We start from the raw sequence: 18225 nt of genomic DNA, 5'->3' as shown, positions 1-18225 counted from the left end.
CTTCCTCCTAGCGGTTCTCGATGAGCTTGGCGGCGAACTTGCCCACCGGCGACAAGTTCAGGAACTGGGCGGACGCGAGACCGGTGACCATAGTGCCCATACCGGAGTCGGTGAGCATTTCCAGCAGCAGCGCGTGGGGCACCTTTCCGTTGATGATGTGGGCGCCGTTCACGCCCGACTCCAGGGCGCGCACGCAGCTGGTGAGCTTGGGGATCATGCCCGAAGCCAGCTTGTCGCCGCGGATCATGGCCTCAGCCTCGCCGAGCGACATCTCGGCGATGAGGGAAGCCGGGTCGGGATAGTTCTCGTAGAGGCCGTCCACGTCGGTGAGGAAGATGATCTTGTGGGCGCCGATGGCCGCGGCGATGTGCCCGGCGGCGATATCGGCATTCACGTTGTAGCAGCCGCCGTCCTCACCGATGGCGATGGAGGCGATGATGGGGATGTAGTCGTCGGCCACCAAGTCCTCGATGAGGGGGGTGTTGATGCGGGTGATCTTCCCCACGCGGCCCAGGCGCTCGCTAGCCTGCTCGGCCACGATGACGCCGGCATCGGTGCCCGACACGCCCACGCCCATGTTGCCGTGGGCGTTCATGGCCTCCACCAGCTGCTGGTTCACTTCTCCGGTCAGCACCATGCGCACGAGCCCCATAGCCTCATCGGTGGTCACACGCTGGCCGTCGACGAATTCCACGGGAATGTCAAACTTGTCGAACACGCGGTTGATGGCCTTGCCGCCACCGTGCACGAGCACCGGGTTGATGCCGATGATCTTCAGAAGCACGATATCGGCCATAACCTCGGCGGCCAGCTCCGGATTCTCCATGGCCGAGCCGCCATACTTGATGACGATAGTCTTGCCCGTGACCTGCTTGATCCAGGGCATGGCCTCGTAGAGGATTTCGCCGGCAGTGCTGGAGGGGCCGTCGGCGCGAACGACGTTTGCGTACTTCATGAGCGGTAGTCTCCGTTAATCGTTACGTACTCGTGAGAGAAATCGCAGGTCCACATGGTGGCCGACTCCTCCCCCGCATGCAGGTCCACCTCGATGGCCACCTCGGGCTCCTCGAAGCGCCGCAGCGCCTCGTCCTCGTCGAAGTCGACCACGAGGCCGGCGCGGCACACGGGCAATCCCAGTATATCGATGTCGACGTCTTCCTGCCTGAACTGCGCGCCGGAACGTCCGAGGGCGGCGGCAACGCGGCCCCAGTTGGCATCGTGGCCGTACACAGCCGTCTTCACGAGCGGCGAGTTCGCCACCGTGCGGGCGGCGGCATCGGCGTCGTCGGCCGTGGCGGCCCCGCGCACCCTGACGGTGATAAGGCGCGTTGCCCCCTCGCCGTCGGCGGCCATGGCACGGGCCAGCGTGGTGGTAAGCGCATCGAGCGCATCTTGGAAGGCGGCGAAGGCCGGGGTGCCGGGCGCGAAGGCGGGGCCAGCGGGAGCCGCGGCGCCCGAGGCCAGGGCGAAGCAGGTGTCGTTGGTGGAGGTGTCGGAATCCACCGTGACCTTGTTGAAGCTCTTATTCACCGATGCGGTAAGGGCCGCCGACAGGTCGGGGGCGGCCACGGGCGCGTCGGTGGTGATGACGGCGATCATGGTGGCCATATTCGGCATGATCATGCCGGCGCCCTTGGCCATGCCGCCCACGGTGAAGGTGGCGCCGGGATACCCAATGGCATCGCCTTCGAAGGTGACTGCGCCGTGCTTGGGGCGCGTGTCGGTGGTCATGATGGCCCGGGCCGCCGTAAGGCCCTGAGCGGTGCGCTCCTCGGGCGATGCGGCCACTTTCGTGGCTGCAAGGGCCGCAGGCACGCCCGTGGCAAAGGGCTCGAGGCGCAGGTGCTGGCCGATGACGCCCGTGGAGGCCACGAGCACCTCGTCGGCCGGGCATCCCACGGCGTCGCCTACGATCTCGCAGGTCTCGCGGGCCGTCTGAAGCCCGCGTTCGCCAGTGGCGGCGTTGGCGATGCCGGAGTTGATGACGACGGCGCGGGCGCAGCCGTAAGCGGGCTGGCCGGGTGCGCCCTCGTTCAGATGCTCGCGGGACACGCGCACCGGGGCCGCGCAGAACACGTTGGTGGTGAAGGTGGCCGCCGCCGCGCAGGGCTCGTCGGCCACCACGAGCGCCATGTCGAGCCGCTCGGGATCGGGTCGGAAACCCGCATGCACGCCGATGGCGGAAAAGCCCAGCGCCGAGGCGGGGCTTCCGTTCTCGTTGAAGGTGAAGGTCGCATCTGCCATGGGGTTTCTCCTTACACCGGGTTCGCGATTTCTTCCAAGCCGCAGGTTTCGGGCAGGCCGAACACGATGTTGGCGCACTGCACGCCCTGGCCCGCAGCCCCCTTGCCCAAGTTGTCGATGGCACCCGTGGCCACGATGACGCCCGCGGGGTGCGCGGCCACGCCCACCTGGGCGCGGCAGGTGCCCGCCACCGAGGCAGTGCGGGGCTGCACGCCGGCATCCATGACCGAGACAAGCGGGCTCATCTCGTAGAAGTCGCGGTAGAGGGCCACCAGTTCTTCGGTGGTGGGGGCCTTGACGCCCGGGGCCAGCGGCAGCGTTACCGTAGACAGAAGCCCGCGGTTGAGCGGCGCCAGGTGCGGGGTGAACACGAGGCGGCCCTCAAGCCCCAGAATCTGCTCGATCTCGGGGGTATGGCGGTGGGTGCCCACACCGTAGGCCTCCACATTCTCGTTCGCGAAGCAGAAATGCGTGCGCTCGGTGGCCTTCTTGCCCGCGCCGGTCACACCGGAAACGGCGTCGGCCACCACAGGTGCAGCAGCATCCACGAGTCCCGCGCGGATGGCCGGGGCCGCGGCGAGCGACGTGGCCGTGGGGTAGCAGCCGGCGCAGCCCACGAGCACGGCCTCGCCCGCCGCCCGGCGCTCGGCCGCGGCAGCCAGCTCGTCGCCAGTGAGCTCGGGCAGGCCGAAAGCGGCGCGCGCCAGCAGGTCGGGGGCCGTGTGCGGCGCGTACCACTGCTCGTAGACAGCAGGGTCCTTCAGACGGAAGTCGGCCGACAGGTCGACAACCGTGGCGCCGGCGGCCAGAAGATCGGGGGCCATGCCCATGGCGGCCTTGTGCGGCACCGCCAAGAACACCACGTCGCAGGAACCGAAATCGGTGCCCTCGTGGGTGGAGAAGGCCAGGTCGGTCACGCCGGTGAACGCCGGGTACACCTGGGCGATGCGCGTGCCGGCCAGTGCATCGGACGTGGCGGCCACCAGTTCGAACTCGGGATGGCGCGCCAGGATGCGCACCAACTCGATGCCGGCGAACCCGGCAGCTCCCACAACTCCAGCTCGGTAGGTCATAGCGACTTCCCTTCCTCGTATCCGACGGGGGCGCGCTGGGCGCGCTCCCTCAGCCAGGCTTTCTCCGTGGCGCCGCTTTCTTGAGCGCCTGCACAAAGTTTAGCTTTCCCGTTGCCATTCCATCATACCCCCACTGCCCGAGCTGCGAAAGCAGAAAGCGTCGTTTATGACATCTTGGAGCAGCTTGGCCCGCCTTCCCCGCCCGAGCGCGCCCTTCCGTTAGACTGAAACGCACATCTTTTGGAAAGGAGCTCGCAATGAGCAACAAAGGCAAGAAGGTCAAGGTGCACTACACCGGCACGCTGGACGACGGCACCAAGTTCGATTCGTCGGTGGACCGCGGTGAGCCCATCGAGTTCGTGTGCATGGCCGGCCAGATGATCCCCGGCTTCGACGCCGCCGTGGAGGACATGGCCGTGGGCGAGAAGAAGACCGTGCACATCCCCGCCGCCGAGGCCTATGGCGAGCGCAGCGACGAGATGGTGCAGAAGGTGCCCGTGGACCAGATCCCCAACGGCGACCAGCTGCCTGTGGGCCAGACCGTGTACATGATGGGCCCGGGCGGCCAGCCCTTCCCCGTGTTCGTGGAGTCCATCGAGGACGGCATCGTCACCTTCGACATGAACCACGAGCTGGCGGGCAAGGACCTGAACTTCGACATCGAGCTCGTCGAGGTCGAGGACTAACCGTCTCCGCCCCTCCACTCACAACGAGACCCCGCAGCCTGCCAGCTCGCGGGGTCTCTTTACGTTCGGGGAAAACCTCCCGGAAGGCGCCGGGCAGCCGGCACGCCTACGCCAGCGCCTCTTGAGCGGGAGCGAACGCATCGGAAGCGGCAACGGTCGTTGCGGACTTCTTGGGGAAGAGCCCCTTGAAGGCACTGGGCAGCGCGGCCCAGAAGCCCGGCTGGGGCACGGCGTCGGCCTCCACGAGGGAGACGACGGCATCGGAGGCGGTTTTCGGGCTGATGCCCATATTCGCGAAACGCTGCTCCAGCTTGGCGCAGTAGGCGGCATCGGCGGAATCAAGGGTGGCAATGGCGGCAGTGGCCTGGTCGTTGAACAGTTTCATGGCGATCTCCTTTCGACGCCGCCTAGTTTAGGCGCACGGGAAAGGTCGGCATTTGGTCGATCGGATGAAGTCGCGCGCATCTTGTTGTGCAGACGCACAACAAAAGGACGCAGGCGGGGCGGGCGGGGCAAAGCCAGAACGAGCCGCGGGGGCGGGCGCTGGCCGACCCAACCGCAGTCGCTAGGCCAGGTACACCAGCTGCAGCAGGGCCGCCAGTTCGCGGTCGCCGATCTCGGGCACGCCGAGGACGTCCTTAATCTTCCGCAGGCGGTAGCGCACGGTGTTCGGATGCTGGAACAGCACCTCGGCAGTGCGGCTCACCTCGCCGAAGGAAGCGGCGAAGGCCTCGGCCGTGGTACCGAGGTCGCTTCCGTGCTCGGCGTCGTAGTCGAACAGCAGCGAGCGCAGCAGATCGGCCGCTCGCATATACAGGCGATCGCTCTTGGCCGCGGCGCGGAAGGCGTCGAAGCGCAGGGTGGACCAGCGCACGATGCCAGCGTCCTCCACCTCGGCGGTGCGCAGGGCGGCCATGGCCTGGCGCACGGCCAGATCGCCCTCCCCCAGACTCACCTCCTGGCTGATGCCGCACACGAGCGGGCCGGCCGTGGCGACGCACTTCTCCAGATCGGCATCGGAAATGGCGATGGCCTTCAGCGGGGGCCTCTTGAAGGACACGAACCCCAGAAGCATCCCGCGGTAGCGGCACACGAAGGTGCGTTCCACGTCGTCCCAGCGCTCGCCATAGTTCGCAAGCACCCCCTCCAACACCCGCTGCAGCGCCCGCAACGACGCATCGTCGTCGGTCACGGCCCGCACAGCCATGCACTGGATGGTGGCGCCGGTCACGCCGGCGATGGTGAAGAACGTGGCGCGCACGGCCTGCTCGTCGGACGAGGCGAGAATGGAGTCGATGAGGCTCGTGCGCTCCCATTCCGCAGCGTCGTCGTCCAGGGCGTTCATAAGGTCGGCGATAACGCGCTCCATGTAGCGGCCCTCGTAGAAGAGCACCGGCACGCCCCGGGCCGCCGAGGCCGCTGCCACGCGCTCGCCGACGGCCTTCAGCACCACCGGCTTCACGGCGACGGCGGCCACGTCGCGGTCGATGAGCTCGAGGAGCGCCTGCTCGGCCAGCTCGGGGTGCATGGCGGCAAAACCGAGGGTGGTGAAGATGAACTCGCCGCTCGTGAACAGGTCGTAGGCACCCGTGAAGGGTTCATGATCGAGGGTGCCCACGCCCGTGACCTCGCGCGCCGCCGCCCCCTCGCAGGGGGCTGCGAGCCAGATGCGGTCGAAGGCCCTCATGTTCATAACGTCGCCGACGGTGATCATGGTATTCCCCTAACTGCCATGGCGGGCGGAACGGCGGAAGGTGCGCTTGCGCAGAAACGCGCCCGGAACCACGGGGGCATCCGCGCGCATACGGTAGAGGTTGCACGAACGGTTGGCCGCGGCGGCGGGTGCCCAGTCGGCGGCGGTGGCGCGGGCGAGGGCCTCTTCCACCGTGGCCGGCGCGTCCTCGTCGTGGACGTCGGGTCCGAAGGTGTTGAGCCAGTGCAGGTCGCGCACGGTGATCGCACGGGCCGGCTCGTGAGGCGCGAGGATCTCCAGCTCGTCGCCTTCCGCAAACCGATTGCGACACAACAGGTACAGATACTGCGAATCGTCAGAAGATCCTTCGACTTCGCGCTGCGCGCTTCGCTCAGGACGACACGGGGTGGTGGCGCGCCCGGAATGTGGGTCGGATACGGCGACCTGCGCAGGGCGTGGGGCAAGCGAGCTGGCGACGACGTCGGCCATGTGCATGGTCTCCTGCTCGTAGCCGTCGTAGGCGGGTGCCTGCTCGGCCTCGGAAAAGTAGAAGCCGGTACCGTAGGGGCGGTGCGACACAGCCAGAAGCTCGTCGGCCACGGCCTCGGACGGCTCGCCGTCGAGCACGCGGCGATAGGCGCCCACCACGCTGGCCACGTAGAAGGCCTTCTTGTTGCGACCCTCGATTTTGATGGAATCAACGCCCGCACAGGCCAGCTCGCGCAGGTGGGCGAGCATGTTCAGGTCCTTCGCGTTCATAATGAAGGTGCCGCGGTCGTCTTCCTCAATGGGGAAGAACTCGCCGGGGCGCTTCTCTTCTTCCAGCAGGAACTCCATGGGACGCTCTTCCGCCGCAACCCCCGTAGGGGCGGACTTCAGTCCGCCCGGGGTGCCGACGGCGTTTCCGCTTTGAGGCAGCCCAATCACGCTTGCGGGCGAGGGGCGACCGAGGTCGCCCCCTACGGGTTCGTCCAGCCATGCTGCTTCAGGACCCGCGGTGCCCAGTTGGTAGCTCCAACGGCAGGGCTGGGTGCAGTGGCCCTTGTTGCCCGAGCGGCCGGTGAGGTAGCTGCTGATGAGGCAGCGGCCGGAAACGGCCATGCACATGGCGCCGTGGGCGAAGGCCTCGATTTCCAAGTCGGGCGGCGCGTCCTGGCGCAGGCGGGCAATGTCGGCAAGCGACATCTCGCGGGCACACACCACGCGCTTGGCCCCCAGGGAGTGCCATACCCGGGCCGCCGCGCCGTTGGCCACCGAGGCCTGGGTGCTCACATGGCGCTCCACCCGCGGGGCCACCTCGCCGGCCACGGCGAAGGCGCCCAAATCGCCAATGATGAAGGCGTCGACCCCCGCCGCATCCAGCGCGCGGAAGTACGCCGGCAGCCCGTCGATGTCGTCGGGATGCATGAGGATGTTGCATGTGACGTGCACCTTCACGCCGCGCTCGTGGGCGAAGGCCACGGCTGCGGGAATTTCTTCCATAGGGAAGTTCGCCGCCCGGGCCCGCATGCCGAACTTGTCGGCCGCCAGATACACCGCATCGGCCCCGAACAGCACCGCGGCCCGCAACTGCTCCATCCCGCCCGCCGGCGCGAGAAGCTCCATGGGGATATTTCGATTGGCCAGCATTACGACAGGAATTGAATGCCGAGGAGATGCCGGACGCCTTGACCGAGCGAATTCCGCAGCGACTGAAACAGCCCAGTAGACCGTTTCACAAAGCGAGGACTGTCCGAGCGAATCAAGATATCCGGCATCTCCGACGGGCGGTGAATCACTACCCTACCCCTCGTAGGTGACGCGGGCGCCCTGGGGGGTGTCCTCGATGGTGAAGCCGAGGCCGGCCAGGCCGTCGCGCACGCCGTCGGCCACGGCCCAGTTCTTTTCCTTGCGGGCAGTGGCGCGGGCCTCCAGCAGATGCGCCACGGCAATCTGAGGATCGTCGCCGTCGTAGCCGGCCAGGTCGGCGGCGAGTGCCACCACCTCGACCGGATAGGCCTCCCCCGCCTCGGCGGCCGTCACGTCAATGCCGAGCACGTCCATCAGCTCCACGATGACGTCGCGGGCCGCACGCCCCGCTGCAGCTTCCTCGGCCGTGAGGGTTTCCACGTCGGCCACAAGCGCGTTCACGTCGCTCACGAAGGAGAAGATCTCGCCCAGAGCCGCCGGCGCGTTGAAGTCGTCGTCCATGGCCGCGGCGAAGTTGTCGCGCAGGGCGGCGATGCGGTCGGTGAGAGCGGCAGCATCCAGCGTGGCGGCAAGCTCGGCCGCGGGATTCTCGGGCGAGAGGGCCTCCGCCCCGCGGGGGGTTCCCGTTTCCAGCAGCCAGTCGAGCGCCTTCACGGCATTCTCGATGCGCGTGAGCGCCGCATCGGCCTCGGCCACGCGCTGCTCGCCGAACACGAGCGGGCTGCGGTAGTGGCTTTGCAGCATAAGCATGCGCAGGGCCGCCGGGCGCACCTGCTCCAGCACCTCGTGCAAAAGCAGGAAGTTGTTCAGCGACTTCGACATCTTCTCGGTCTCGCCGGTCTCGGCGTTGGCAATCTGCAGCATCCCGGAGTGCATCCAGTAGTTGGCAAAGGTGGAGTCGCAGGCGCATTCCGACTGGGCGCGCTCGTTCTCGTGATGAGGGAACACCAGGTCGGCCCCGCCTCCGTGGATGTCGAAGGGCAGCCCCAGGTACTTCTCGGACATGGCCGAGCACTCGATGTGCCAACCCGGACGACCCTCTCCCCAAGGGGAGGCCCACGCCGGTTCGCCGGGCTTGGCGGCCTTCCACAAGGCGAAGTCCAGCTCGTCGCGCTTGCGCTCCTCCAGGCCCTGGCCGTCGGCGCGCAGCTCGCGATGGCCGCTTTCGGCCTCGTCAACATCGCGACCCGAAAGCTGGCCGTAGCCCGGGTAGGAGCGCACGTCGAAGTACACGTCGCCATCGGAGGCGTAGGCATGCCCGCGTTCGATGAGCCGCTCGATGAGCGCGATCATGGTGTCGATCTCCTCGGTGGCCTTCGGGCGAATATCCGGGTCCTGCACGCCGGCCGCGCGCATGTCTTCGATGAACAGGCGCGTGTACTCCTCGGCCACCTCGGCGGCGGTGCGGCCCTCCTCGCCGGCGCGCTTGATGATCTTGTCGTCGACGTCGGTCACGTTCTGCACGAAGGTGACGTCGAAGCCGCGCCAAGCCAGGTAGCGGCGGATCATGTCGAAGGAGATGAACGTGCGGGCATTGCCGATATGGATGCGGTTGTACACCGTGGGGCCGCACACATACATGGACACCTTCCCCGGCTCCACCGGCTCGAAATCGACTTTCTGGCGCAGGCGCGTGTCGTACAGCTTGATCATGGGAGGCTCCTTCGGGTGCTCATTCAGAATGAGAGCCATTGTAGCGCATTGCCCGTGCTGGGCGTTGCAAAGCACGGGCAATGTCAGAAACAGCTTAATTGGTTCCCGAGGACAATACCAAACCCCTTGTTTTCGCCCAGCCCTATGACCAGGGGAAATGCATCATAATGCCTGGTAAACCGCTCGTGAAAAGTTCGCCAAAAATCAGGAGTTTGGTCCCCTCCCCAGGAACCAAACCGGCCATTTCCGCCATGCCGTACGTGTCCTACTCTCCCCCAGCGTCGAGGAAGTTGCGCAGGGCTTGCATGCGGGCGTCCAGATCGGCAGCGGCATCGGCCAAATCGGCCAGTTCGGCGGCCACAGCAGCGGCGTCTTCCTCGGCGAGGCTCTTCTTGTAGCGCAGCTGGTGCTCGAGCGATGCCCAGAAGTTCATGGATATGGTGCGCAGCTGCACCTCCACCTTCACGTGGCGCTTCTCGTGCTCCAGGAAGATGGGCACCTCGATGATGAGGTGCAGGCTGCGATACCCGCTCGGCTTCGGGGCGGCCACGTAGTCGCGGCGTTCGATGAGCCGCACGTCGTCTTGGGCGAGCAGCGACTCGGCCAGCGAGAACATGTCCTCGGGGAAAGTGCACACCACGCGCACGCCGGCCACGTCGAAGATGTTCTCCTCGATGGAGTCCACCGACATGGGGAAACCCTTGCGCACGAGCTTCTTCGCCAGGGAGTCGGTGCTCTTCAGGCGCGACTTGATGGACTCGATGGGGTTTCGGTCGTGCTGCAGGCCGAACTCGGCGTCCAGCACGCGGAACTTGGTTTCCACCTCCATCATGGCGCACTCGTAGTAGGTCATAAGGCGACGGTAGGGCGCGAAGTTACGCTCGAGCATGGCGGCGAAGTCGTCGCTGCCGGCAAGCCGCGCGAGCATCTGGTTCGCCAGCTCCTCGCGATGCTCGTGCAGCGTGTCAAGCGCGCTCTGCCCCTCGCGCAGACGCACCACCGCATGATTGAACATCTGCTCCACCTGCTTCGCCATGCTCGTTTCCTTCCTTCGGCGTCTCGATTCTATTGTGCGTCGAAATGGCTTGGAATCGCCGACTTTGTTACCGAATTCGCGCGAGAAACACCAACGGTAATACATCATCTGGCAAAACGGCTGCCAGGTATTACGCCTAGAGCCGAAAACGGTTGTTCACGGTAACAAAGTCGGCGATTCCGAGCCAATTCGGGGCCTCTGAGATAATTCAGCGATTCCGAGCTAATTCGGCGCCTCCAGGCCATTGCGACACCCCGATGGCTCTCGCAAAAAAAACTCCCGTCCCAGGATGTACCCGAGACGGGAGTTGCAGGTCGGCAGAAACCGCAGGATATGAAGCCCTACTGCGCCTCCACGCTGGCAGCTGGCGCGGCCTGGGCGGTCGCGTCACCTTGTGCCTCCACGTTCACGTTCCAGTTGCCCGGCTCGCCAGATACTTGGTAGACATAGGTGATGCCGTTCGCTTCGTAGGTGCCCGTCGCAGCGCCCTTGGCCGCCAGCTGGTCGGTGATGTCGACGGGCTCGACCGCGGCGCCGTCGCCCGGGGCGAGCAGCACGTGGCCGTCGTCAGATTCCAGCACCATGGCACCCGCCGCGTCCGCCGCGCCGGCACCTTCAGCGGTGTAGTCCTTGATTTCATAGGTGGTCCCGCTGAAATCGCCGCCTTCCGCCGACATGGTGATCGCGACATCGCCGCCGGTGCCATCGGCATCTTCCGCGGTGTACTCGATCGTGCCGACAACGGTGTCACCGTCCTGCTGCATCTGCACATCCATCTCCATCGGCTCGCCGTTCACCCACACGGTGGCCTTCTCCACCCAGGTCTCACCCGTAGCGGCATAGCACACGCCGTTGGTCACCACGAACACGCCGAGCAGGCCCGCACACGTCGCCGTGGCCAACCGCAGCGCGATGCCGCGCTTCTTCGTCTTCTCCATGGGAATGCCCTTTACCTTTCCGATCAGATCAGCAGAGGCATGGACCTCGCCCATCATGGCCCGGTAGCGGCTCTGGTTGCTCATCGTCCCACGCCTCCTTCAACGATTGCTTGAGTAGTTTCCTTGCACGGACAAGTCGGGTGCGCACCGTGGGCTCCTTGATGCCCAGCGTCGCGGCGATCTCGCGCGTGCCCATGTCCTCGAAGTAGAACAGGTGCACCACGATGCGGCACTTCTCGGGCAGCTCGCCGAGCGCCGCGTACAGCGCCTCGTGCGCCGGTTCGGAGAATGCCGGCTCCTCGAAAGGCGGCGGCTCGTCGTCGCGAATGTCCCGCAGCTCGACCCGCTGGCGCCATAGGCTGCGCCAGAGGCTCTTGCACTCGTTCACTGTGACGCGGATGAGCCACGCACGCAGACGCTCGTCGCGGGCGTCTGCGCATTCTGCGACGACTCCCGCGGCGTGCTTGCCGTCGGACCCGGCCCCATCGCCAAACCACACCGGTGGCTTCTCGTAGAGCTTCAGGAACACCGCCTGTACCACATCCTCGGCATCGGGCACCCGTCGCGTCTGGTTGAGCGCGATGCGGTACACCATGTCAGCGTGGGCATCGACGATCTGTCGGTACTGGCGGTTGTCCACGAAACTTCCCTCTTGTCCACATGGTCGACGGGGCCGGGCAGCCGCTAGCCTGCCGCCCGGCCCCGTCTTCCGTAAAAGGCCTTTCAAGGGTAATACGTTTGGGACGTTGAAAATGTGCGATGGTTCGAGAAATTATTTGGAAAGCGAAAATCAATCTAGAACTGCAGCAGGCCCTCCATGGAGCAGTGCAGGGCGCAGGCGAGGCGGTAGACCGTCTCAGCTGAGGCGCGGTTGATGTTCTTCTGCCGCTGCTCGTACATTTGGATAGAGCGCAGGCTCACCCCCGACTGCTCGGCCAGCTCCTCCTGGGTTATACCGCACAGTTCGCGCTGGCGCTTCAGTCGCGTCGGCAACGGTGCGGCGGCCAGGCGCGCGTCCAACACCTCGACGAACTTCGCCTCGGGTGCCTCGTGCAGCGGATAGTACATGCCCAAAAGCTCATCAAAGGGCACGATATCGAGCACCTGGCGGTACGGACGCCCCGTACGCACCTGGTAGAAGCCGAGGATCCAGCCCAGCCAGTATTCCTCACTCGGACTCACGCGTGCTTCCTGGGGAGGCTCGTCGGTAGCCGCCACAAACGGCGCAGCTATCTGCAGCAGATCGAGCGCCGACTTGCCGGCCACGAAAACCGGGTTGCGCCGTTCGAACTCACGGGCAATGCCCGATGCGAGGAAGGCCTCGGCCAGGGCCTCTCCCCCAACGCCCCACTGGTTCACGCCTATGTCGAAAAAGGCACCCAGCGTCTCCTGAATGTCTTCCAGATAGGTGTCGTCGCGCAGCGAGATCACGGCGTATTCTACGCGCCCCATGAGGCACCTCTCATCAAGTCGATCACACGCACGTCGTCCCGGTCGTACAAGGACTCCACTTCCAGAGCTTCCCACGCCGCCCGGGCTCGACTGTCGCGAACAACGCGGAGCGGATTCCACACCTGCCCTTCGGCCAGAGTGCTTTGCTGGAAGGCGATGTGCCCGAACGCCTTTTGCGATCGCAAGACGATCTGGTAGCCGAGACCGCCCTTGAACAACGCCTTTTCCAAACCTCGGACGCCGATGCGATTGTCAAGGAAGGCTCGGGCGAAAGCGAAGTACGAATCGTCGGCCCGATAGCCATGCACCAGGTCGGCTCCTTCCAGATTGACTCCATAGGTTTCCACCATGAATTGCCGCGCCTCCGCCATAGCCCCGGGGCGCAGCTCGAAGGCGCGATGCCCAAGCAGCACGGCAATCCAGTTCAGAACGGAGTACTCGGTGCTGGAAAGATCGATCAGCGCCAACCCCTGCGTTTGCAGAAGGTACTCGTTCACGTAGCCGTCCTCCAAGGTCGGGCAAGCCCACTCGCTTGCGAGCTGTGGCGACTCGGTGCAGTAAAAGCCGCGACCGTAGTCGTTGTGCACGTTGCCTCGCCCGAACGCGGGCCGCGCCACTACCTCCCGCGACCCATGGAAGAGGGCAAGATGCCCGCGCCCAAAGAATTCCCCTGCATCAAGCACAGATACCCCTCTGCCATTGTTACTATCACTTTAGTGATAGCATAACATATCGGTAGCCCACGAAAAGGAAGAAGGCCGACGCGAGTCGGCCTTCTGCTTGGGAGGGTGAGGATGGGATGCGCCGCGCGTCCTAGCAGTTGCGGGCGGTGAGGTTGCCCGTGGTGATGGCGTTCTGGATGCTCAGCGGCTCGGCGGCGTCGCCGATCACGTGCACGTCGAACTCGCCGGACAGCTCGTCGGCCAGGGCCGTGTTGGGGCTCATGGTGGAGGCATCCACCACGCAGTCGCAGACAAGCGTGACATCCATGCCGAAGCTGTTCGTGACGACGATCTCGCCGTTGCCCACACTCTTCAACGTGCACTCGGGCATAAGACGACCACCGGCGGCGAAGAAGGCAGGCTTCACGAAGGCGTTCAGCATCATGGCCTGGCCGGTGCCGAAGGCCTCGACAGGCTCCGGCGCGATCACCGTCACCTTCTTGCCCTGGGCGATGAGGTAGTGGGCCGTATCAGTGGCCTGGGCGTTGAACCCGAGCACTGCCACGCGCTCGCCGATCTCGCTGGAAAGGAAGTCGATCACGGAGATGACCGACGTGGTCGCGGTGCCCGAGGCCGCCAGCTCCGGACGCACGCCGCCGGTAGCGACGATGACCACATCGGGGCTCTGCTCGCGCACGAAGGCGGCGTCCACTTCCTGACCGGTAACGACGGTGACGCCTTCCACCTCCAGCATATGGGAGAGATAGGTGCGCAAACGGCCCAGGCTCTCGTGCTTGCCCTTCACCATTTCGGCGAAGTCCAGAAGGCCTCCCAGGCCGTTCTTCTCGTACAGCGTGACGGCGTACCCGCGCTCGGCGGCCACGCGCGCCGCCTCCATACCGGCAGGGCCGCCGCCGATGACCATGACGCTCTTGTCGCCGTCGGCCGGACGCACCTCGTAGCCCTCGGGCATGGCGTCGGTGAACACCGAGTTGTTGCAGGGGTTCACGCGGCACAGACCGCCCAGGCAGTTCAGGCAGCGGCAGCAGGGGCGAATCTCGTCGATACGACCCTCGCGCAGCTTGTTGGCGTACTCCGCATCGCAGTTGGCCACGGGGCGGTGCATATAGATCATGTCGAGCCACCCCTCGTTCAGGGCGTTCTCGAAGTAGTCGGGGGCGAGCGCCGGATCCATGAACACCACGCCGCCCACGGGGATGCCCACGTGCTGCTTCACGTAGCGGCAGGCGCCCATGATGAGGCCGCAGCCGGAATGGGATCCGTCGAGCAGCCCGCTGAAGTGGCTGTCGAAGTCGTAGAAGGTACCGAAGCTGGTGGCGCCGTCGTAACCGTAACCGGCGAAGGCACCGTCGTTGACGAACTGGGCCTCGTGGAAGGCGAAAGTGCCCAGGCGCAGCTCCAGGGCGTCGGCACCGGCGGCTTCGAGCGCCTGGCAGATGGCCGCGGTCTCCTCGGGGGTGTTCACCAGCGCGTTGTCGCCGAGAGCGCCGTCGTTCTCCTCGGCGCCGTTGACGAGCACCTGCACCACGAAGTCCGCGCCGCAGCGCTCCTTGATGCCGCGAACGACCTCGCAGGCGATGCGGGTGCGGCTCTCAATGGTGGCCGGACCATAGGGGTCGTCGGCGGCGCGGTCGTTGCCGAAGCGCGAGAAGAACCGTGCAGGCAGGTTGTCGCCGGCGGCGTTCAGGTCGATGCCGTCGAAGCCGAGGGCCTGCAGGCGGGCGGCGCCGTCGATGGTGTCCTCGATATACATCTGGATGTCGGCGGCCGACAGCAGGCTGGCCTTGTGGGTCTCGCCCTCCTCGCCCATGTTCTCCCACAAATATACGATGCCGGGGGTCGCCGTCTTCATCTGGATGAGACAGGGCACGTCATGGCTGTGCACCTCGTCGCAGATGGCCTTGAGCGGGCTCTCTTCGATGGTCATGCGCATGTCGTTGTCGGCCACGTTCACGCGCTTGTCCAGCCGCTCCAGCATGATGTAGCTGCCCTCGACAAGCACAGCGCCCATGCCGCCGGCGGCGATGCGGCCGTGATAGGCCACGGCCTTCTGCTCCTCGTTGGGCACCATGGAGCTGGCCGCCGACTTGATGAGGCGATTCTTCAGCGTCAACGAGCCGATCTTCAGCTCGGAGAACATGGTGGTGCTGGCGAAGTCCTCGATGCTGTTGGTCGTGAAGCTCCAATCCTGGGGATTGATCTGCGCGTAGGGCGATGCGGCGCTTCCCGTCTGCGACAGCGCCGGGGACGATGCATCACCGCCGGCCTCAGCCGCCTTGGGCTGTGGCGCGCATCCGCCCAGAAGCCCGAGGCCGAGCGCGCTGGCGCCCAAGGCCGCCGCGCCCATGCCGCCCAAGAACCCGCGGCGGCTCACCGCTGCTACTGTGTTCGTCTCTTCCATCGTGCTCATAGCCGAGCCTCCCTTTCTCTCCTTCGGCACGTTTCCGTTCCGTCTTCCTGCTTCGCCTGGCACCTCTGAAAGCCTGCGTGCTTACCAAAACTTTTCGTCACCTCGGCATGGGGCTTTGAGGCGCATCTGGCGGGGATGAGGGCACTTTAGGGCGGATGCCCAGTTCAGCGCATCGACCCGATGGACGTAAATGGAGAAATTTTTCCAGCATCGACCCATTAGTACGATAGGAACAAGGCAGGGTGAGCCTTTATAATCTACGAAGAAAGGAGGGACCGTGACATTCAAGTCCGCAAAGCCGCTGTCTGCGGGCATCGGTCTTGGCTGCTATTTCTGGCTGGCGCTGAGCACGCTGCTGTCGGGTGCGCTGTACCCCTCATTGGCGGTGGGCACCGCCTGCCAAATTCCGCTGACATTGTCTTGCGACGCGGGACTGCTCGCGGGCTTCGCGGGATGCCTGGCGGCGGCGCGGAGCAATGGGGGCGCATTCGGCACGCCGGTCCTTACGAGTGGTAGCCACGCCCCGAACACCGTCGCGCCGCCGTTCTTGCTGGCCTGCACGACGAGCGCCGCCATCTTGCTGCGGACGGGAATGCTCTTCGACGAGGCAGCAGTACCTATGATTCTGGGCGACGCGCTGCTCGGCGCCTCCTTGGCCGCAGCCGGGTACCTCTGGTGGCTCGCCTTTTCCGACAAGGCGCCGCGCGACGCGCTCCTTCAGGTCGTTCGCGCGTTGCTTGGCGCCAGCATCGCCTTTGTCGCCCTCAGCCTCATGCCGCGCGGCATCCTGCTGCTCGGAGCCTGCCTGGTAGCGCCCGTCGCCATGGGCCTGGGCCTGGCGGCGCAGCTCGGCGAACCGCGGGCAGGCGCGAGTGACCTTCCTTGCGACGACGACGCCGACCACCATTCCGGGGATGCCGACAACACAGCGCAGGCCGAGTGCTTCGCTCCGGCATCCGCACCCCTCCCCCGAGTGCTCTCGCTCTCCATCATCATCTCGGTGTTCGTGGCCGACTTGCTGCTCAGCCTGTTCCCTGTGTCGCTCTTCTCGGAGGCGAGCCCCCTGTTCGCGCCGCTGACCGGCGACCCTGCTGCGGCGGCCCTCGGCAACCTCACCGAGCCGGCCCTCATCGCCGCACTGCTCATCGCCCTGTTCTCCGGTGCCGCCCTTCTGCTTGAAGAGCGCGGGCACCTGCGCCTCCCGCTGGTGTGCTCCGTGGGGTTCTTCGCCGTGGCGGTGGGGTTCGTGACCTTCCCCTACCACCTTCCCGGCGGAGCACCCATCAGCGTCGCCGAGGCCGGACGCGTCATCATCCTCGTCTTCATCATCATGGCGCTGCTGCGCTACTACCAGGACTGCCCACCGCGCGCGTGGCTTATTCCCCTCGCCCGGCTCGCGTGCCTGTGCGCGCTGGCCATGACCGTGGCCGACGTGCTCGTCATGACGTTATACTTGAATCCGGCCCTCGACCTGTTCGACTTCACCAACCGCACCATCTTCGGCGGCGCGGGCGTACTGGTTCTGGTGGCGCTGCTGCTGGGGCCCATGCCCCATGTCTACGAAATCGTGCGACGCGGGGCGACTTGTCGTCCGAGCGCTGCCGAAGACGATGTCGAAAACATCGGCGAAGGAACCGAGGATGCGCCAACAGCCGCCCTCCTTCAGCATGAGGACCTCGCCGAGGCCCATTTGGATGCGTTCGCCCAGGCCCACCGCCTTTCGCCCCGCGAGCGGGAGATCCTGGGGCTCATCTCGAAAGGCCGCGACGTTCCCTACATCGAACAGGAACTGGTGCTTTCCAAGAGCACCGTGAAGACCCACATCCGCCACATTTATGAAAAATGCGAGGTGTCCTCCCGCCAGGCCCTGATCGACCTTCTGCAATCACATCCGGAAAACTAAGCGGAGCGATACACGAGGCAGGTGGCCCAGGCGGTGATGCCCTCCTCACGGCCCTCGAAGCCCAAATGCTCGGTGGTGGTGGCCTTCACGCCGACGTTCTCCACGGGAAGGCCCATGGCAGCCGCCAGGTTCTCGCGCATGGCGTCGCGATAGGGCGACAGCTTCGGCGCCTGGGCGGCGATGACGCTGTCCACATCGATGATTTCGAAACCCTGTTCGCGCACAAAGGCGGCCACCTCGGCCAGCAGTTTCAGCGAGTCGGCATCTTTGTAAGCCGGGTCGGTATCGGGGAACAGCTTGCCGATGTCGCCCCCGCGCACCGCCCCCAGAAGCGCGTCGGAGATGGCGTGGGCGAGCACGTCGGCGTCGGAGTGGCCCAAAAGGCCCTGATGGTGCGGGATGTCAACCCCGCCCAAGATGAGCTTGCGGCCTTCAGCGAAGGCATGCACATCCATCCCCAGGCCCGTGCGCAGGTTGCGCAGGTCGTTCATGTAGGCTCCTTTCGCCCTCTCCCTTTCGGTCGTCGAAAGGGGTTGATTTTGCAGCAAATCGGGAGTTATGAGCGTCAAGAAGAGGCATCTGCGCGCATTCCGAAATTGTCGTTTTACAAAACACCAGGTCACAAGCTTGCGATTTTTGAGCGATGTGGAAGGGCCCCTCTGCAGACGCTCATAACTCCCGATTTGCCGCAGAAAAAGCCTCTCTCGCCGACCGAACCCACTCGCCCCGCTGGGGCAAACGGCGCGCCACCGGTGCCCCGAACCC

The 18225-nt window shown here is 65.5% G+C and carries 16 protein-coding genes; 2 read left to right on the top strand and 14 right to left on the bottom strand.

Annotated features, from left to right (window positions below):
- Window positions 1-7: 7 nt before the first annotated feature.
- From argB to argC, 3 genes are read right to left on the bottom strand one after another with little or no spacing between them, the layout of a single operon-like run.
- Complete coding sequence (gene argB / locus VIN30_RS03150) at window positions 8-955, bottom strand: acetylglutamate kinase (protein ID WP_326423919.1); 948 nt, start codon at window positions 953-955, stop codon at window positions 8-10.
- Window positions 952-2244 carry a bifunctional glutamate N-acetyltransferase/amino-acid acetyltransferase ArgJ gene (gene argJ / locus VIN30_RS03145; protein WP_338209225.1) on the bottom strand — a complete coding sequence of 431 codons (1293 nt, stop codon included), beginning with the start codon at window positions 2242-2244 and terminating at the stop codon, window positions 952-954. The genes argB and argJ overlap by 4 nt, the downstream gene beginning before the upstream one ends.
- Before the next feature lie 11 nt (window positions 2245-2255).
- The gene (gene argC, locus VIN30_RS03140) at window positions 2256-3317 is read right to left on the bottom strand and encodes an N-acetyl-gamma-glutamyl-phosphate reductase (RefSeq protein ID WP_338209224.1); all 1062 of its coding nucleotides are present in this window, start codon (window positions 3315-3317) and stop codon (window positions 2256-2258) included.
- 257 nt (window positions 3318-3574) lie between these two features.
- On the opposite strand from argC, the gene VIN30_RS03135 reads away from it, so the two are divergent.
- Entirely contained in the window at window positions 3575-4003 is a 429-nt protein-coding gene (locus VIN30_RS03135; RefSeq protein ID WP_326423924.1) for an FKBP-type peptidyl-prolyl cis-trans isomerase, read from the top strand.
- 106 nt (window positions 4004-4109) lie between these two features.
- Here the strand turns inward: VIN30_RS03135 and VIN30_RS03130 are convergent, their stop codons facing one another.
- The 10 genes from VIN30_RS03130 to VIN30_RS03085 all read right to left on the bottom strand — a co-directional run bounded on the left by VIN30_RS03130 (window position 4110) and on the right by VIN30_RS03085 (window position 15557).
- Window positions 4110-4388 (bottom strand): hypothetical protein, encoded by a 279-nt coding sequence (locus tag VIN30_RS03130; protein WP_326423925.1) that lies wholly within the window; start codon window positions 4386-4388, stop codon window positions 4110-4112.
- 180 nt (window positions 4389-4568) lie between these two features.
- Entirely contained in the window at window positions 4569-5717 is a 1149-nt protein-coding gene (locus tag VIN30_RS03125; RefSeq protein WP_326423926.1) for a helix-turn-helix domain-containing protein, read from the bottom strand.
- Window positions 5718-5726: 9 nt separating this feature from the next.
- Window positions 5727-7301 carry a U32 family peptidase gene (locus VIN30_RS03120; RefSeq protein ID WP_338209221.1) on the bottom strand — a complete coding sequence of 525 codons (1575 nt, stop codon included), beginning with the start codon at window positions 7299-7301 and terminating at the stop codon, window positions 5727-5729.
- Between the two features lie 177 nt (window positions 7302-7478).
- Window positions 7479-9038 carry a cysteine--tRNA ligase gene (gene cysS / locus VIN30_RS03115; RefSeq protein WP_338209220.1) on the bottom strand — a complete coding sequence of 520 codons (1560 nt, stop codon included), beginning with the start codon at window positions 9036-9038 and terminating at the stop codon, window positions 7479-7481.
- A gap of 265 nt (window positions 9039-9303) precedes the next feature.
- Window positions 9304-10074: a GTP pyrophosphokinase gene (locus tag VIN30_RS03110; protein WP_338209218.1), complete on the bottom strand. Its 771-nt coding sequence runs from the start codon at window positions 10072-10074 to the stop codon at window positions 9304-9306.
- 341 nt (window positions 10075-10415) lie between these two features.
- Entirely contained in the window at window positions 10416-11096 is a 681-nt protein-coding gene (locus VIN30_RS03105) for a hypothetical protein (protein ID WP_338209216.1), read from the bottom strand.
- Window positions 11041-11652: an RNA polymerase sigma factor gene (locus VIN30_RS03100; protein WP_338209214.1), complete on the bottom strand. Its 612-nt coding sequence runs from the start codon at window positions 11650-11652 to the stop codon at window positions 11041-11043. Before VIN30_RS03100 ends, VIN30_RS03105 begins: the two co-directional genes overlap by 56 nt.
- 155 nt (window positions 11653-11807) lie before the next feature.
- The gene (locus VIN30_RS03095; RefSeq protein ID WP_338209213.1) at window positions 11808-12464 is read right to left on the bottom strand and encodes a helix-turn-helix domain-containing protein; all 657 of its coding nucleotides are present in this window, start codon (window positions 12462-12464) and stop codon (window positions 11808-11810) included.
- On the bottom strand, window positions 12452-13147 hold the full coding sequence (locus tag VIN30_RS03090) for a DUF3990 domain-containing protein (protein WP_338209212.1): 696 nt from the start codon (window positions 13145-13147) through the stop codon (window positions 12452-12454). The genes VIN30_RS03095 and VIN30_RS03090 overlap by 13 nt, the downstream gene beginning before the upstream one ends.
- Before the next feature lie 130 nt (window positions 13148-13277).
- Window positions 13278-15557, bottom strand: coding sequence for an oxidoreductase (locus tag VIN30_RS03085; protein ID WP_338209210.1), 2280 nt, complete (start codon window positions 15555-15557; stop codon window positions 13278-13280).
- A 277-nt stretch (window positions 15558-15834) separates the two neighbouring features.
- Here VIN30_RS03085 and VIN30_RS03080 point away from each other — a divergent pair, with 277 nt between their 5' ends.
- Entirely contained in the window at window positions 15835-17460 is a 1626-nt protein-coding gene (locus tag VIN30_RS03080) for a response regulator transcription factor (RefSeq protein ID WP_338209208.1), read from the top strand.
- On the opposite strand, the gene ispF is transcribed toward VIN30_RS03080, so the two are convergent.
- Window positions 17457-17951, bottom strand: coding sequence for a 2-C-methyl-D-erythritol 2,4-cyclodiphosphate synthase (gene ispF, locus VIN30_RS03075; protein WP_338209205.1), 495 nt, complete (start codon window positions 17949-17951; stop codon window positions 17457-17459). The genes VIN30_RS03080 and ispF overlap by 4 nt on opposite strands.
- Window positions 17952-18225 lie beyond the last annotated feature (274 nt).

The organism is Adlercreutzia wanghongyangiae, assembly GCF_035989245.1.
In the GTDB taxonomy this organism is placed as follows: Bacteria; Actinomycetota; Coriobacteriia; order Coriobacteriales; family Eggerthellaceae; genus Adlercreutzia; species Adlercreutzia wanghongyangiae.
Note: the sequence above shows the minus strand (reverse complement) of the source record. Positions and strands in the feature narration are given on the sequence as shown.